We start from the raw sequence: 14,865 nt of genomic DNA, 5'->3' as shown, positions 1-14,865 counted from the left end.
GCACGACGGGAGCGCAACGTCAGGTCGCAACACCAGATTGGTTGTGCGTCAGTTCTGACGATACAGGAGCATCATGTCCGGACAATACATCCTCTCGATTGATAACGGCACGCAAAGTGTACGGGCAATTCTGTTTGATTTGCAGGGAAATATTGTGGCCCGTTCCCAGGTTCATCTCGAGGCCTATTTTTCGGATCATCCTGGCTGGGCGGAGCATCATCCGGAAGATTACTGGCAGGCGGTATGCACGGCATGTCAGCGTTTGTGGATAAACCATCAGATATCTCCGGCACTGGTCAGCGGGGTGGCGATCACTACGCAGCGCGGCACAGTGGTGAATCTGGATCAGCATGGGCAGCCGTTACGCCCCGCGATCACCTGGCTGGATCAGCGCCGTACGGATACTGTACCGCCAGTGCATCCGGTGTGGCTGGCAGCGTTTCGGCTGGCGGGGGTGTCCAGTACCATCAATTATTTCAGGGGCGAGGCAGAGGTGAACTGGATCAAGGCCCATCAGCCGGATATCTGGGACAAGACTGCGCATGTGCTGTTGCTGTCTGGCTATCTGAATTACCGGCTCAGTGGTGAATTGACGGACTCGACCGGTTCGCAGGTGGCTTATCTGCCATTTGATTATAAAAAATTGCAATGGGCTGGCAAGCTGGACTGGAAATGGCAGGCACTGGCAATCCGCGCATCGACGTTGCCAAAACTGGTGGCGCCCGGCAGCCTGATCGGGCATATCCACGGTGATGCTGCTGCCGCAACCGGCATACCGGTCGGGACGCCATTGCTGGCTGCAGCGGCAGACAACGCCTGCGAGGTGATCGGTGCCGGATGCCTGCAGCCGCATATCGGTTGCCTCAGTTATGGCACCACCGCCACCATCAATACCACCAGCCGGAAATATCTGGAGGTGACCTCGTTCATTCCGCCGTATCCGGCTGCCATTCCCGGTTACTACAGCACAGAGGTACAGATTTTTCGCGGTTACTGGATGGTTAACTGGTTCAAGGAACAATTTGGCCATCACGAGCAATCTCAGGCAGCGCAGCAGGGTGTCCTGGCAGAGGAATTATTTGATGAACTGGTCAACGCAGTGCCGCCAGGCTCCATGGGGTTGATGCTGCAGCCGTACTGGACGCCGGGCATTAAGATACCGGGTGCCGAAGCCAAAGGCGCGATTATCGGGTTTGGCGATGTCCACACCAGAGCGCATGTCTACCGGGCGATTCTGGAAGGTCTGGCTTACGCCTTGCGGGATGGTAAAGAGCGCATAGAAAAACGCAGCGGAGTACCAGTGACAGAGTTGCGCGTATCCGGAGGCGGCTCACAAAGTGATGCGGCCATGCAGCTGACTGCCGATATCTTTGGTTTGCCGACAGCGCGCCCGCATCTTTATGAAACATCCGGTCTGGGGGCGGCGATTGATGCGGCAGTGGGACTGGGGTTTTATCCGGATTTTGATTCAGCCATCCGCGCGATGACCCGCATCGGCAAGACTTTTGAACCGATTGCGCATCATCACCAGATTTACAACGAGCTGTATCACCGCGTGTATCAGAAAATGTATGCCCGGTTGCAGCCCTTATACAAGGAAATCCAGCAGATCACCGGTTATCCGAAAATGCATTGAGCGGATGATTGCTTGCAGTTGCCGTGACTCAGGCGACTACCGGAATCAGCAGGCCCGGATGTGTCGCCGCCAGCTGGTTCCATGCTTCAAAGCCACCTTCCAGCGGACGCACATCGGTGAACCCAAGTTTTTGCAGCGTATGGGCCGCCTGGATCGCGCCGGCATCGGCCGGACAAGCGCAAAAAGTCACGATGGCTTGTCCTTGATCCAGCTGGCTGGCAAGCTCGCCGACATGGCTGGCATGAGTGACCAGCGCGTCAGGAAAAGCGCCTGTTTCGCGGATCAGCGCATGACTGCGCAGATCAATCACCTGCGGCATCTGTCCGAGCAGCTTTAATTGCAGTAATTCATTGGCGCTGATATGCGGAATGCTGGCCAATGTTTCAAAGCGGCGTTTTTGCCAGATTTTCCAGACCAGCCAGCCTGCCAGAATCAGCACGAACACTGCGATGATCTTGATTCCGTGGGCGGACAGCAAGGCGATGCCGGCATCAATCTGCGTCTGCAGCGCGTAACCGGCAAACAGCGCCAGCCCGGCCCACAGAGCGGCACCGATGGCCGATGCCAGCAAAAATCTGGCACGCGACATGCCAATGGCGCCGGCTACCGGCGGCGCCACGGTGGAAAAACCTGGTATAAATTTACCCACCACCAGCGACCACATGCCCCAACGTGCAAAACGGATTTCTGTCTGATTGACGCAGGAGCCGGGATTAATCGACATCTTGCACAGAAATTTCAATACCCGGTAACCGAATATCTTACCCGCCTGATACCAGACCAGATCCGCCAGCAAGGACGCCGCGACAGCTGCACCGAGCAGCGATGCCAGTCCATACAACGATGACATGCGACTCGCATTCAGCATCATGGTAGGAACGGCCGGCACCGGCAGCCCCAACTGCTGTAACAGCACATTGCCGAACACCAGTAACTGGTGATTGTGCAGCAGCAAATCATTGAACCAGCCGGGAGTCATCGTGGAATGGGCTTTCAACTAAGGGAAAAGCATTTATTTTAACAGCGCCTGCAGGCCGTTCAACACGACATAGAAGCCCACTGCCAGCATCAGTGCACCTGAAAAATAGGGCGCGCGCCGGGCAAGCTGGCCAAAACCACTCCAGTGCCGCGAAACATGTCGCACACTCAGCGCCGCAATCACGCCGGACATCACCATGGTCAGCGCCAGTCCGATGCTGAAGCACAACACCAGTGTAGCGCCCAGTGCAATTTTTTTCAGCTGCAGGCAGAGCAACAAAACGGTGATCGACGCCGGGCAGGGCACCAGCCCGCCAGTCAGTCCAAACATCACGATTTGCCCGGTAGTGACGCTGCGATTGCTGAAGCGGCGTTCAATATCCCGGACATGGGCCCGTTCATGCGCATCCTGATAATCGTCATGATTCAGCTTTACAGTATGCACATGGCGACTACCATCCTGATGGTCGTGGTCGTGGTCGTGGTCGTGGTCGGGGTCGTGGTCGTGGTCGGGGTCGTGGTCGTGGTCGGGGTCGTGGTCGTGGTCGGGGTCGTGGTCGTGGTCGGGGTCGTGGTCGTGGTCGGGGTCGTGGTCGTGGTCGTGGTCGTGGTCGTGATGATGATGCTGGTCACGCCAGGTGCGCCAGATCATCCACAATGCGACGCCGATGATCAAAACGCCGGACAGCGTCTGAAAATACGATTCCGTGGTTTCGAGATTGCCGTGTTGACCGAAATACAGCCCAGCCAGTGCAATCACCCACACCACCAGCGTATGGGAAAAAGTAGCTGCCAGTCCCAGCAAAACCGCCTGAGTCACGGTGCCGCGTATCGCAATGATGAACGCGGCCATCATAGTTTTGGAGTGCCCTGGTTCGAGTCCGTGCAATGCGCCAAGCAGGATGGCACTCGGAATAAACAGCCAGGCATTCGCTGCACCTTGTTGCAGCAGTGTGGAAAATTCAGTCATTGTCTTGTGTAAGGATTAAATAGCAGGGAATACGGCTCTACTGTTTTTGGAATATCGCTGGGATTATTTGAAATAGCTGTTCACTACATCAATCAGAATCTCTTTCGCATCGCTGCCATGGACAGCATCTTCCTGCACGGTTTCAGTCAGGTGGGCGCGGATATGGTCTTCCAGCACGACAGCCAGCAAACCGTTCATCGCACCGCGACAGCTGCTGATCTGCTGCAACACCTCCATGCAGCCTTTGTCTTCTTCCAGTGTTCTTTCGATGGCATCAATTTGTCCCCGTATCCGACGGACACGGTTCAGCAGTTTTTGTTTATCTTTACTGATATGGCTCATATAACGGTGAATATAGTATAGGGGGGTACCCTATATTTTACCTTACCCGAGAAAGTTTGTCTGCTGCCGGTTTGAATGCGCGGCATCCCGGACGGGAAGTGTCCGTTACCGTGCGGATAACAGGAGTTTCATTTTTTGGACTATGCCGATTTCTATGATTGCATCGCTTACAGATGTCAAGACGCAAGACTGTTTCGATCTCTACAATATCTTTCCATCCAGTCTGGTTGCTGTGTCCGTCGAAGCTGCGACTGGCGCAACGCATCGGGTGGCAATAAGCTGATGGCTGGAGTGCTGGTCTGAATAACATTCACACGCCGGAATACCGGAGAAAGCAGGGCAAAAATATGTGGCAAGGAGTCATTCCCGCGGTAACCACCAAATTCACTCCGGACGATGCGCTGGATTTGAAAGAGATGGAACGTTGTTATGATGGTCTGATGCAGGCGGGCTGTGACGGTCTGATTGCCTGCGGCTCTCTGGGCGAGGGGCCGTTGCTTTCTCATGCGGAACGGATTGAAGTCTTGAAGCTGGCAAAGCAAGTTGCAGGACATCGTCCCGCCCTGCTGACCGTCGCAGAGGCCGCAACCCGGGATGCCTGTGTGCTGGCGGAGAAGGCGGCGCACGCCGGTGCTGATGGGTTGATGGTCGTTCCCGGTACGATTTATCACAGTAATCACCGGGAAACGGTCACCGCATTGCGCGCGATTGCAGCCGCGGGTGATCTGCCGGTCATGATTTATTCAAACCGGCTGGCTTACCGGGTCGATGTCACGACCGATATGCTGGAAGAGCTGGCTGACGATGCGCGCTTTGTGGCAGTCAAAGAATCTTCGGATGATATCCGTCGTACTACGGAAATTATCCGTCGCCTCGGGCGGCGTTACGATGTGCTGACCGGCGTGGATAATCTGGCATTTGAAGCCTTGACGGCTGGTGCGACAGGTTGGGTGGCGGGGCTGGCGGTTGCCTTTCCGCATGAGACGGTGGCGATTTTCCGCCTGATCCGGGCCGGACGTTATGCAGAAGCGCTGGATATCTACCGCTGGTTCAGACCATTGCTCGATCTGGATGTATCCACTTACCTGGTGCAGAACATTAAGCTGGTCGAGGCACTGGTGACACAATCCAATGAGCGCGTCCGGGCGCCGCGTCTGCCGCTCGACGGTGCGCAGCGGGAACGGGTGCTGGCTGTGGTATCTGAAGCGTTGCGAGAACGTCCGCAATTGCCGGATGTCATCTGAATACGGTAATCAGAATGAATATGGATTAACGCTCGTGTTCAGCGTTACTGTGCCGGTCTGGCGGGACATGTCGCGGTCTCTCAGGGGGCCGTGGCAAGTTGGATCACGCGGTTGCGTAAAGCACTGAACACCGACCGCATTTCCGTTTTCTGCGCGTGGCGATGATAGCGAAACAGCATGATGCCTTCTACCTGCGCGACGATCAGCACTGCCCGCTGCATGTATTCCTCATCACCGATATCCGGATTCATGCCGCGGATCAGCTTGTAGATGGCTTTGCGCTCACGGCCGATCATGGTGTCCATCAGTTCCGAAGCAAAATCATTGCGCGCGGCCAGCGCCCACAGTTCAAAAAAAAGGCCATGCGTCAGCGGGTCGGTTAATTCTTCCAGAAACATATCAATCGCTGAGCCCAGCTGCATCACGCGTGAAGTGGCGGCTGCGGGATGGGTGATGTGATCGAGCTTCTCCTGAAAGGTATTCATCGTCATCAGCAGTACGGCTTCAATCAGCAGGTCTTTGCTCTGGTAGTAATGCTGAACATTGCTTAAGCTGATGCCAACCTGCGTGGCGACCTTACGCATGGACAATCCGGCATATCCTTCTGTAGCAAAAATCGTACGTGCGGCAGACAGAATGGCATGAACTCTTTCCATCCCTTTTTCTGTGGTGTTGGACAGCTTGCTTTTCAGCGAGGTTTGCAGAACATCAGGCATGGTGGTTGCCAGTGATTGTGAAGGCTGAAATTATCCCACAGTTGTTGACAAATAGTACGAGTGACCTATAATTTTTGCTTGTCGGTCATTTGACCTATTAAAAATTACGGAGACATCATGAGTCAGCGAGTTTATGTGTGCGGGGTCGGCATGATCCCTTTCGCCAAGCCGGGCACTAGCGCCAGTTACGACCAGATGGGGGCCAGCGCAGCACGGCTGGCGCTCCAGGATGCCGGACTCACTTATGCTTCGATTCAGCAGGCGTATGCCGGTTATGTATATGGCGACTCGACGGCCGGACAAAAGGCTTTGTATCAGGTTGGTATGACCGGCATTCCGGTCGTGAATGTGAACAATAACTGCTCGACCGGATCGACGGCGCTGTTTCTGGCGCGTCAGGCGGTTGCCAGCGGTGCGGCAGATTGTGTGCTGGTGCTCGGTTTTGAACAGATGAGTCCGGGGGCGCTGGGATCGGTATTCCAGGACCGGCCCAGTCCGTTTGACGCGTTTGATGCGGTGACCGACAAGTTGGTTGGTATGTCGCAGATTCCGCTGGCATTGCGTTATTTCGGCGGTGCGGGTTTATCACATATGCAGAAATTCGGTACGCCGCTGACCTCTTTTGCCAAAATCCGCGCGAAAGCCAGCCGCCATGCGGCGAATAATCCGCTGGCCTTATTCCGCAAAGTTGTCAGCACCGAAGAAGTGTTGGATGCACCGGTGATCTGGCCCGGGGTCATGACCCGGCTGATGGCATGTCCGCCGACCTGTGGCGCCGCTGCCGCTGTGCTGGTGTCTGAACAATTCGCGCAGGCGCATCAGCTGAACCGGCAGGTGTATATCGCCGGGCAGGCGATGACGACCGACACCCCGGAAACCTTTGAATCGGACGATATGATGCAGGTCGTCGGTTATGGCATGAGTCAGCGCGCCGCAGCGCAGGTCTATGCGCAAACCGGCATCGGGCCGGATGCACTGGATGTGGTCGAGTTGCACGACTGTTTTGCGCACAATGAGCTGATTACTTATGAAGCGCTCGGATTATGCGCCGAAGGCGGCGCCGAGAAATTTATTGATGATGGTGACAATACCTATGGCGGCAGGGTAGTGACCAACCCGTCCGGCGGACTGCTGTCGAAAGGACATCCGCTGGGTGCGACCGGACTGGCGCAATGCTACGAACTGACCCATCAGCTGCGTGGCACGGCAGAGGCGCGCCAGGTCAGAGGCGCAAAGATCGCGTTGCAGCACAATCTTGGTCTTGGCGGCGCCTGCGTCGTCACCATGTACCGTCAGTCCTGAGCAGAAAGGGAGTACGTCATGCACTACACATCTCCATGGATGAATGCTGAATTGGATACCTTCCGCGATGCGATACGACGGTTTGTCGCGGCGGAAGTCGCTCCGCATCAGGAACGCTGGAGTCAGCAACAGCATGTAGACCGCGAACTCTGGCACAAAGGCGGTGAAATGGGCATGCTGCTGGCCGATATTCCTGTTGAGTACGGCGGTTCCGGCGGCAGTTTCGCCCATCAGGCTGTCGTTTTTGAAGAGCTGATCTATGCTGGCGATATGGCTTTCGGCATTCATGTCCATGCGATCGTGGCGCATTACATCCTGAATCAGGGAACCGAAGCGCAGAAACAAAAATACCTGCCTCTGCTGGCCAGTGGGGAGATGGTAGCGGCGATTGCGATGTCAGAGCCGGGTGCCGGATCGGACCTGAAAGGTATCCGCAGCACAGCCTTGCGCAATGAAACCGGTTACCGGATCAATGGCTCGAAAATTTTTATTTCCAACGGTTATCTGGCAGACCTGATTGTCGTGGTTGCCAAGACTTCACCCGATGCCGGTGCCAAAGGCATTTCGCTGATGCTGGTGGAAACCCGGAATTGTCCAGGCTTTAAAGTAGGCCGGATTCTGGAAAAAATCGGACAAAAAGGCCAGGATACCTGCGAGCTGTTTTTTGACGATGTACTGGTACCGGCAGATGCCGTGCTCGGCGGTATTGAGGGAGAGGGCTTTCGCCAGTTGATGACGGAATTACCCTATGAGCGCACGATACTCGGCGTTTCCGCCGTGGCGGCGATCGAGCGCGCCTTGCAGCTCACCGTCGAGCATGTCCGCCAGCGCAAAGCATTCGGACAGGCGCTGATCGAGATGCAGAATACCCGCTTTGTACTGGCAGAAATCAAGACCGAGGCGACAATTGCACGTACTTTCATCGACCGCTGCATCACCGACATGATGGAAGGTCGTATGGATACCGAGCTGGCGTCGATGGCGAAATACTGGCTGTCCGATCTGCAGTGCAAAGTGATCGACCAGTGCCTGCAATTGTTCGGTGGCTACGGTTATATGCTGGAATACCCGATTGCCCGCATGTATGCTGATGCCCGTGTACAACGCATTTACGGCGGAGCGAATGAAATCATGAAAGAGATCATTGCCCGTTCGCTGTAAGTTGGTTTGCGGATAAGCAGATGAATCAGTGCAGTTGCCAATGAATGGAGATCAGGCATGAGTGGGCCATTAAGCGGAATCCGGATTATTGAAATGGTCGGGCTGGGGCCTTGCCCGTTTGCCGGCATGATGCTGGCTGACATGGGGGCGGAAGTGATCCGCATTGACCGTCCGGTACGTCCGGGGGAAAACAATCCATTTCCGATGTTGGGCACTGCCTGCGATGTGATGGCACGCGGGCGGCGCTCGCTGGCACTGGATCTGAAACAGCCGGAATCGGTACAGGTGCTGCTGGAGCTGGTGACGAAAGCGGATGCGCTGATCGAGGGATTCCGTCCCGGTGTGATGGAACGCCTGAGCCTGGGGCCGGATGTCTGTCAGCAGCATAATCCGCGTCTGGTTTATGGTCGCATTACCGGTTGGGGACAGAATGGACCGCTGGCGCAGGCTGCCGGACATGATCTGAACTATATCGCGCTCAGCGGCATGCTGCATGCCATGGGTCGGCCAGACGGGCCGCCGCCGCCGCCGCTGAATCTGGTCGGTGATTTTGGCGGCGGTGCGATGATGCTGGCCTTCGGCGTGGTCTGCGCATTGCTGGAGGCCAGACAATCCGGCAAAGGACAGGTGATTGATGCTGCCATGGTTGATGGCACGGCGCTGCTGGGCGCGATGCTGTACGGCTTTCGTGCTTATGGCGCATGGAACGATCAGCGTGGTGCCAATCTGCTGGATGGCGGCGCCCATTTTTACGATACCTATACCTGCGCGGATGGCAAATTCATTTCGGTCGGCGCGATCGAGCCGCAGTTTTACGCACTGCTGCTGAAATCGGCCGGAGTAAGCGACCCGGCTTTTCAACAGCAGATGTCGGTCGCAGCCTGGCCTGAATTAAAACAAAAGCTGGGCGCAATTTTTGCCAGCCGCAGCCGCGCCGAATGGTGTTCCATCATGGAAGGAACTGACATCTGTTTCGCGCCGGTGCTGGATATGGGCGAGGCGCCATCCCATCCGCATAATCAGCAGCGGCAGAACTTCACTGAAGTTGCGGGCGTGGTTCAGCCGGCGCCGGCGCCACGCTTCAGCCGGACACCGGCACAGATCAGCAGACCGCCGGCCAGGCCGGGTGAGCAGAGTGCAGAAATCCTGCATGACTGGGGTATCCCCGCTGCGTTGGCGGCGGCGGTTTTGCGTTGAGCGTTGACCGGGAGTGCAGGGGAGTATCCGCTAAAAATGCCTGATTTCCCAGAACAATGAAGGCTGATGAAATATACTCCCGGAGAGTATTTTTTTATGTGATTTTAAATTCCAAGCCGTCTCGTGGCCAGAGCGCGGCGCAGCGTGCCCTGGCAGGTAAAATGTCGTTGCGTGCAATCTTTGGTGACATGCCGTTTGCACATGATAATTTCCTGTGACGGTTTGGAAATCTTGAATATTCTCCGGAATTTTGATGGTGAGGAACTTTAGCTGTCCCGCATCAGACTAAATCATTTCATGCAATTCTGGCCGGGTTCTTTGCGCGGGACTGACAAACTGGCCCGGAAAATCATACTTCATACAATTAAAACAGGGAGAAAACTCATGCGTATATCCATACTCATGCCAGTCGCTATAGCGGTGATGTTATGCTTTCCGGTGTTTGCAGCGACAACCGTGAAGGATGCGCAGGAGGTAGCAGGCAGCGATAAAAAAGCCGACAACGAAAAAAAGAAATGGGATGTGAATCACCCACCCGGTGAGGTGCAAACCGTACAAATCGATACCCATACCGGCACCTGGATGAGCGTGGACATCAGCCCTGACGGAAAGCAGATCGTGTTTGATCTGCTGGGTGACATTTACATCTTGCCTGTCAGCGGCGGTGAGGCGAAGCCACTGACCCATTCGATTGCCTGGGAAATGCAGCCGCGTTTTTCTCCTGACGGCAAGCACATTGCGTTTATGTCGGATGCTGCTGGTGGCGATAATGTCTGGGTCATGAATGCCGACGGCAGTGATGCCCATGCCGTGACCAAAGAAGATTTCCGCCTGTTGAATAATCCGGTCTGGCATCCCGACGGCAATTATATTGCGGCACGCAAGCATTACAGTGGCACGCGTTCGCTGGGCTCCGGTGAAATCTGGCTGTACCACACCAGCGGTGGCGCTGGCGTGCAGCTGAATGAAAAACCGAACTGGCAGAAAGACCTGGGTGAACCTGCATTTTCTCCCGATGGTCGTTATGTGTATTATTCGCAGGACACCACGGGTGGTACGGTGTTCGAGTACAACAAAAATTCCAACGGCCAGATTTATCAGATTTTCCGCAAGGATTTGCAGGACGGTAAAGTCAAAGCCATTGTCAGCGGCCCCGGTGGCGCGGTAAGGCCCGTGCCATCGCCGGATGGAAAGTATCTGGCCTTTGTGCGGCGAGTCCGCAATCAGTCAACCTTGTTCCTGAAAAATCTGCAGACCGGCGAAGAGCGCGCCGCCTGGCCGGAACTGGAACGCGATATGCAAGAAGCCTGGGCGATTCACGGTGTCTATCCGGCATTTGCCTGGCTGCCGGGCAGTAAGGAAATCGTTGTCTGGGCCAAGGGGAAAATCTGGCGGCTTGATCCGTTTTCAGGAAAGGCAACCGATATTCCGTTTCATGTGAAAGACACACGTGAAGTGCGGCCCGCATTGCGCTTCCCGCATGAAGTTGCGCCGGATAAGTTTGACGTGCACCAATTACGCTGGGTGAATGTGTCTCCGGCAGGTGACCGTGTGGTGTACTCGGCGTTGGGACATTTGTATATCCGCGATCTGCCGTCCGGCACACCGCGCCGGCTCACACGGCAGAATACGCATTTTGAATATTTTCCAAGCTTTTCACGGGATGGCAAACAGCTCGTATTTTCTACCTGGGACGATACCCAGTTGGGGGCGGTGCGTTTGCTGGATATCGCCAGCGGTAAAGAAACGATGCTGACCAGGACGCCCGGCAAATACACGCAGGCCAGAATCTCGCCCGATGGTAAACAGGTAGCGTTCGTGAAAGTAAAAGGCGGTTACCTGACAACACCATGGTATGGCATGGATACCGGCGTTTATGTCGTCAGCACGGATGGCAAGCAGGTGCCGAAGCTGCTGACGGAAGAAGGCAACGCACCGCAATTCGGCAAAGACAATTCTGCCGTTTACGTCAGTCGTACCAAGTATTCCGGTGAGGTGGACTGGACCACCTCTCTGGTCAGGATACCGCTGGACGGAACGCCGGAACAAGCAGTCGCTAAAAGCGAGTTTGCCGGTGAATTTGCACTTTCTCCTGACGGTGAATGGCTGGCATTCGGTGAGCGCTTTCATGCGTATGTGACGCCGCTGCCGCTCGCAGGTAAACCTATTACCATCGGTCAGAAAATGGATGCATTGCCGGTGAAACAGCTGGACGTCAATGCCGGCCAGTATCTGCATTGGTCTGGTGACAGCAAGAAAATTTATTTCTCTCTGGGTGATGAGTTATTTACCCGTGATCTGAAAGAGGCCTTTTCCTTTGTGTCCGGTGCTCCGGCAGAGTTGCCTAAATTCAGTGAAAACGGATTGAAGATCGGTTTTGCGGAAAAAGCGGATCAGCCACACGGCGTTACCGTCATTTCCGGCGCCAGAATCGTGACCATGAAAGGTGATGAGGTGATTGAAAATGGCCGCATCCTGATCAAAGGCAACCGGATTCAGCAAGTCGGCGCTGCCACGGCCATCACGATCCCGGTGGGTGCGACAGTGGTCGATGTGAAAGGAAAAACCGTTTTACCGGGGTTGGTCGATGTGCACTGGCATGGCGGTATGGGCGAGAGCGGCATCATTCCGCAGCAGAGCTGGATTGACTATGCCTCGCTGGCATTCGGCATCACGACTTTGCACGATCCGTCGAATGATACCAACGAGATTTTCAGTCATAGCGAAATGCAGAAAGCCGGACTGGTGGTGGCGCCGAGAATTTTTTCCACCGGTACGATTCTGTACGGTGCGAAGGGAAATTTCAGCGCAGTCGTGAATAGCCTGGATGATGCCCTGACCCACCTGAAACGCTTGAAGGCGGCCGGCGCGATTTCGGTCAAGAGTTATAACCAGCCGCGCCGCGAACAGCGTCAGCAGATTCTGGAAGCCGCGCGTCAGACCGGCATGATGGTGGTGCCGGAGGGTGGTTCGCTGTTTGAACACAATATGACCATGGTGGTCGATGGCCACACCGGTGTGGAACACGCGCTGCCGGTAGAAAAAGTGTATGACGACGTGACGCAGCTGTGGTCGCAGACCAAGGTCGGCTACACACCGACGCTGGGCGTGGCGTATGGCGGGCTGGATGGCGAGCACTACTGGTATGCGCGTACCGATGTGTGGAAGCATCCGCTGTTGTCGCGTTATGTGCCGCGCTCAGTGCTGATTCCACGCAGTGTCCGCCGCGAAACGGCACCGGAAGAAGACTTCAATGTATTCCGTGCGGCTGCTGTGGCGAATGTGCTGCAGCAAGCCGGCGTACCGGTCAATCTGGGGGCGCATGGTCAGCGTGAAGGGCTGGCTGCGCACTGGGAGATGTGGACCATGGTGCGCGGCGGTATGACACCGCTGCAGGCTATCCGCAGTGCCACGCTCAATGGTGCCCGCTATCTGGGGCTGGACAAGGACATCGGTTCACTCGAAGCAGGTAAACTGGCTGATCTGATGATCATCGATGGTGACGTGCTGAACGATATTCGCCAGTCTGATCGCGTGACGCAGGTGATGCTCAATGGTCGTTTATACGATACCGTCAGCATGAATGAAACCGGCTCTCATGAGAAAAAGCGCAAGCCTTTCTTTTTTGAAGGTTTGAATGGCAGCGATGTGCCGGTAGATGCTAATGAATATTCCCATGGACATGGCGGTGACTGAACCGGGGCGCCGCTGATTCCCCCGCCTGCCGGTCAATGTCAATGGTAATGTTAATGACTGTTGGCAGGCACCGGAAAACAATGAAAAGAAAAAAGCCCTGCATCAGATGTCTGACGCAGGGCTTTTTCAACGATGTGTATTTACAGATTGTGCCGTTACGGATTTTGAAGGGCTTTTCTGACTTGCTTCAGGAAAGCAGGATCAGCCACGCCGATTTTCTGTGTGCGTGCCACAATCTTGCCATTACCATCCAGCAGGATTATGGTCGTGGTGTGATTGAATTCGCCATCTTCCAGCAGACGGTACTGAATGCCCAGTGCTGCCGCAATCTTGCGGACGCTGGCAGGGTCGGTACGGGCAATGGTCCAGTATTTCGGATTCAGTTCATGCTTGCTGGCGACCGATTGCAGCGCCGCTGTATCGTCGCGTGCCGGATCGAAGGTAATCAGCATCATCGATAGGTTGTCGCGCTCCGCCGGGGTCAGGTCTTTTTCCACCAGACGCATCGATTCGATCAGCATTGGGCAGACGAATTCACATGAGTTATAAAACATGCTGACCAGAACGGGTTTGCCACGCTTGTCTGCCAGCGTGAAGGATTCGTTATTCTGATTGCTCAGTGTGGCAGCAATCTTATAAACCGAATTTCCTGGCAAAGGTTTGGCATTTGCTGTGGCAGCGAGGCTGGCGCTGGAAGCGGAACTCTCAGATGTTTGCGCCAGCACGGACGTGGCTGATGCCAGCAAAAGACAGCTTGCCGAAAACAGCAGGCCGTTTGTTAAAGGGTGTAGTCGTTTCATGGTTTTTCCTGAGGCAGGTTTTTCGCACAGCGAAATCCCAGTTGTCGCGTTGTGTTGGCGCCATTCATGGCGGACAGCAAGGCAACGCGCATGAGTACGGCAAAATTATCCCTGTCCTGCAGGCTGATCGCTCCGGCTCCGCAGTACTGTAACTGATCAGGGTCGCCCTGATTGCGGCTGTCTGCGCTGACCAGCAGTGCGTTGAAATCATCCACCCACTCCCAGATCAGGCCATGCATGTCGCGCACGCCGTAGTAATTCGCGATTCCGCCGACTTTGGCCGGACTTGCATTACCCGGTTGTGAATACCAGGACAGAATCTTTGCCCGCCATTTCGGGTCTTTGCGTGCATCTGCATGGGTTTCGTCTGCCGCTGCGACATATTCCCATTCATACCAGGAAGGCAGTCGTCCGCCTTCGGATTCGCAGTATGCCTGGGCGGCAAACCAGCTGACTTGTGTTACAGGAGTGTCTGTCTGACTGACTTCGGGACCGGTATCAGGGATCTGGCTGAGATAGCTCTCATCCGCAAAAATACTGGGGATATTATTTTTCCTCCATTCAGGATGCGCTTTGGTAAATGCAAAAAACTCTGCCGTTGTCACTGGCAATGTGCGCAGATAAAACGCATTGATTTTGACGGGAAGATTGTCGAGGCCGCGTCCGGCAGACAGCACGCTATCGATGCTGCCTGCCGGGATCATCCGATAATCCGCTGCGTGAGACGTGCCACCGGCGAACAGCATGATGGCTATCAGCAGGTTTGCCAGTATCATCTTGTTTCCAGTTTTGGACAGGTCGCGCAACGGATTCTCCTATCGAT

At 55.3% G+C, this 14,865-nt stretch carries 12 protein-coding genes; 6 read left to right on the top strand and 6 right to left on the bottom strand.

The genetic code is table 11. From position 1 onward, the window contains the following. The first annotated feature begins 73 nt into the window (after nucleotides 1-73). Nucleotides 74-1,636 (top strand): FGGY-family carbohydrate kinase, encoded by a 1,563-nt coding sequence (locus tag HV832_RS03345; protein WP_176802158.1) that lies wholly within the window; start codon nucleotides 74-76, stop codon nucleotides 1,634-1,636. Between the two features lie 28 nt (nucleotides 1,637-1,664). On the opposite strand, the gene HV832_RS03340 is transcribed toward HV832_RS03345, so the two are convergent. The 3 genes from HV832_RS03340 to HV832_RS03330 all read right to left on the bottom strand — a co-directional run bounded on the left by HV832_RS03340 (nucleotide 1,665) and on the right by HV832_RS03330 (nucleotide 3,926). Further along, nucleotides 1,665-2,615, bottom strand: coding sequence for a VTT domain-containing protein (locus HV832_RS03340; protein ID WP_176802157.1), 951 nt, complete (start codon nucleotides 2,613-2,615; stop codon nucleotides 1,665-1,667). 33 nt (nucleotides 2,616-2,648) lie between these two features. Then, the gene (locus HV832_RS03335; protein WP_176802156.1) at nucleotides 2,649-3,584 is read right to left on the bottom strand and encodes a nickel/cobalt efflux transporter; all 936 of its coding nucleotides are present in this window, start codon (nucleotides 3,582-3,584) and stop codon (nucleotides 2,649-2,651) included. A 63-nt stretch (nucleotides 3,585-3,647) separates the two neighbouring features. Next, the gene (locus tag HV832_RS03330; protein ID WP_176802155.1) at nucleotides 3,648-3,926 is read right to left on the bottom strand and encodes a metal/formaldehyde-sensitive transcriptional repressor; all 279 of its coding nucleotides are present in this window, start codon (nucleotides 3,924-3,926) and stop codon (nucleotides 3,648-3,650) included. A gap of 347 nt (nucleotides 3,927-4,273) precedes the next feature. On the opposite strand from HV832_RS03330, the gene HV832_RS03325 reads away from it, so the two are divergent. After that, the gene (locus tag HV832_RS03325; protein WP_176802154.1) at nucleotides 4,274-5,170 is read left to right on the top strand and encodes a dihydrodipicolinate synthase family protein; all 897 of its coding nucleotides are present in this window, start codon (nucleotides 4,274-4,276) and stop codon (nucleotides 5,168-5,170) included. Between the two features lie 80 nt (nucleotides 5,171-5,250). Here the strand turns inward: HV832_RS03325 and HV832_RS03320 are convergent, their stop codons facing one another. Then, nucleotides 5,251-5,886 carry a TetR/AcrR family transcriptional regulator gene (locus HV832_RS03320; RefSeq protein WP_176802153.1) on the bottom strand — a complete coding sequence of 212 codons (636 nt, stop codon included), beginning with the start codon at nucleotides 5,884-5,886 and terminating at the stop codon, nucleotides 5,251-5,253. A gap of 117 nt (nucleotides 5,887-6,003) precedes the next feature. Here HV832_RS03320 and HV832_RS03315 point away from each other — a divergent pair, with 117 nt between their 5' ends. The 4 genes from HV832_RS03315 to HV832_RS03300 all read left to right on the top strand — a co-directional run bounded on the left by HV832_RS03315 (nucleotide 6,004) and on the right by HV832_RS03300 (nucleotide 13,242). Beyond that, nucleotides 6,004-7,188, top strand: coding sequence for a lipid-transfer protein (locus HV832_RS03315; RefSeq protein ID WP_176802152.1), 1,185 nt, complete (start codon nucleotides 6,004-6,006; stop codon nucleotides 7,186-7,188). 18 nt (nucleotides 7,189-7,206) lie between these two features. Beyond that, nucleotides 7,207-8,349 (top strand): acyl-CoA dehydrogenase family protein, encoded by a 1,143-nt coding sequence (locus tag HV832_RS03310; RefSeq protein WP_223827122.1) that lies wholly within the window; start codon nucleotides 7,207-7,209, stop codon nucleotides 8,347-8,349. A gap of 57 nt (nucleotides 8,350-8,406) precedes the next feature. Then, entirely contained in the window at nucleotides 8,407-9,546 is a 1,140-nt protein-coding gene (locus HV832_RS03305; protein ID WP_176802151.1) for a CaiB/BaiF CoA transferase family protein, read from the top strand. A 384-nt stretch (nucleotides 9,547-9,930) separates the two neighbouring features. Beyond that, nucleotides 9,931-13,242: an amidohydrolase family protein gene (locus tag HV832_RS03300; RefSeq protein ID WP_176802150.1), complete on the top strand. Its 3,312-nt coding sequence runs from the start codon at nucleotides 9,931-9,933 to the stop codon at nucleotides 13,240-13,242. Between the two features lie 155 nt (nucleotides 13,243-13,397). Here the strand turns inward: HV832_RS03300 and HV832_RS03295 are convergent, their stop codons facing one another. After that, nucleotides 13,398-14,042, bottom strand: coding sequence for an SCO family protein (locus HV832_RS03295; protein WP_176802149.1), 645 nt, complete (start codon nucleotides 14,040-14,042; stop codon nucleotides 13,398-13,400). Next, a complete protein-coding gene (locus HV832_RS03290) occupies nucleotides 14,039-14,848 on the bottom strand; it encodes a formylglycine-generating enzyme family protein (RefSeq protein ID WP_399309824.1) in 810 nt (269 codons plus the stop codon). The genes HV832_RS03295 and HV832_RS03290 overlap by 4 nt, the downstream gene beginning before the upstream one ends. Nucleotides 14,849-14,865: the final 17 nt, after the last annotated feature.

Origin of the sequence: Cognatundibacterium oligocarboniphilum (genome assembly GCF_013377855.1) — a bacterium.
GTDB classification, from domain to species: Bacteria; Pseudomonadota; Gammaproteobacteria; order Burkholderiales; family Burkholderiaceae_D; genus Undibacterium; species Undibacterium oligocarboniphilum.
This window is presented reverse-complemented; position numbering and strand designations above follow the sequence as displayed.

Excerpts from the sequence above, each read along its gene's own strand:
- HV832_RS03345 (WP_176802158.1), top strand. The coding sequence starts at position 74 with ATGTCCGGACAATACATCCTCTCGATTGATAACGGCACGCAAAGTGTA.
- HV832_RS03340 (WP_176802157.1), bottom strand. The coding sequence starts at position 2,615 with ATGACTCCCGGCTGGTTCAATGATTTGCTGCTGCACAATCACCAGTTA.
- HV832_RS03335 (WP_176802156.1), bottom strand. The coding sequence starts at position 3,584 with ATGACTGAATTTTCCACACTGCTGCAACAAGGTGCAGCGAATGCCTGG.
- HV832_RS03330 (WP_176802155.1), bottom strand. The coding sequence starts at position 3,926 with ATGAGCCATATCAGTAAAGATAAACAAAAACTGCTGAACCGTGTCCGT.
- HV832_RS03325 (WP_176802154.1), top strand. The coding sequence starts at position 4,274 with ATGTGGCAAGGAGTCATTCCCGCGGTAACCACCAAATTCACTCCGGAC.
- HV832_RS03320 (WP_176802153.1), bottom strand. The coding sequence starts at position 5,886 with ATGCCTGATGTTCTGCAAACCTCGCTGAAAAGCAAGCTGTCCAACACC.
- HV832_RS03315 (WP_176802152.1), top strand. The coding sequence starts at position 6,004 with ATGAGTCAGCGAGTTTATGTGTGCGGGGTCGGCATGATCCCTTTCGCC.
- HV832_RS03310 (WP_223827122.1), top strand. The coding sequence starts at position 7,207 with ATGCACTACACATCTCCATGGATGAATGCTGAATTGGATACCTTCCGC.
- HV832_RS03305 (WP_176802151.1), top strand. The coding sequence starts at position 8,407 with ATGAGTGGGCCATTAAGCGGAATCCGGATTATTGAAATGGTCGGGCTG.
- HV832_RS03300 (WP_176802150.1), top strand. The coding sequence starts at position 9,931 with ATGCGTATATCCATACTCATGCCAGTCGCTATAGCGGTGATGTTATGC.
- HV832_RS03295 (WP_176802149.1), bottom strand. The coding sequence starts at position 14,042 with ATGAAACGACTACACCCTTTAACAAACGGCCTGCTGTTTTCGGCAAGC.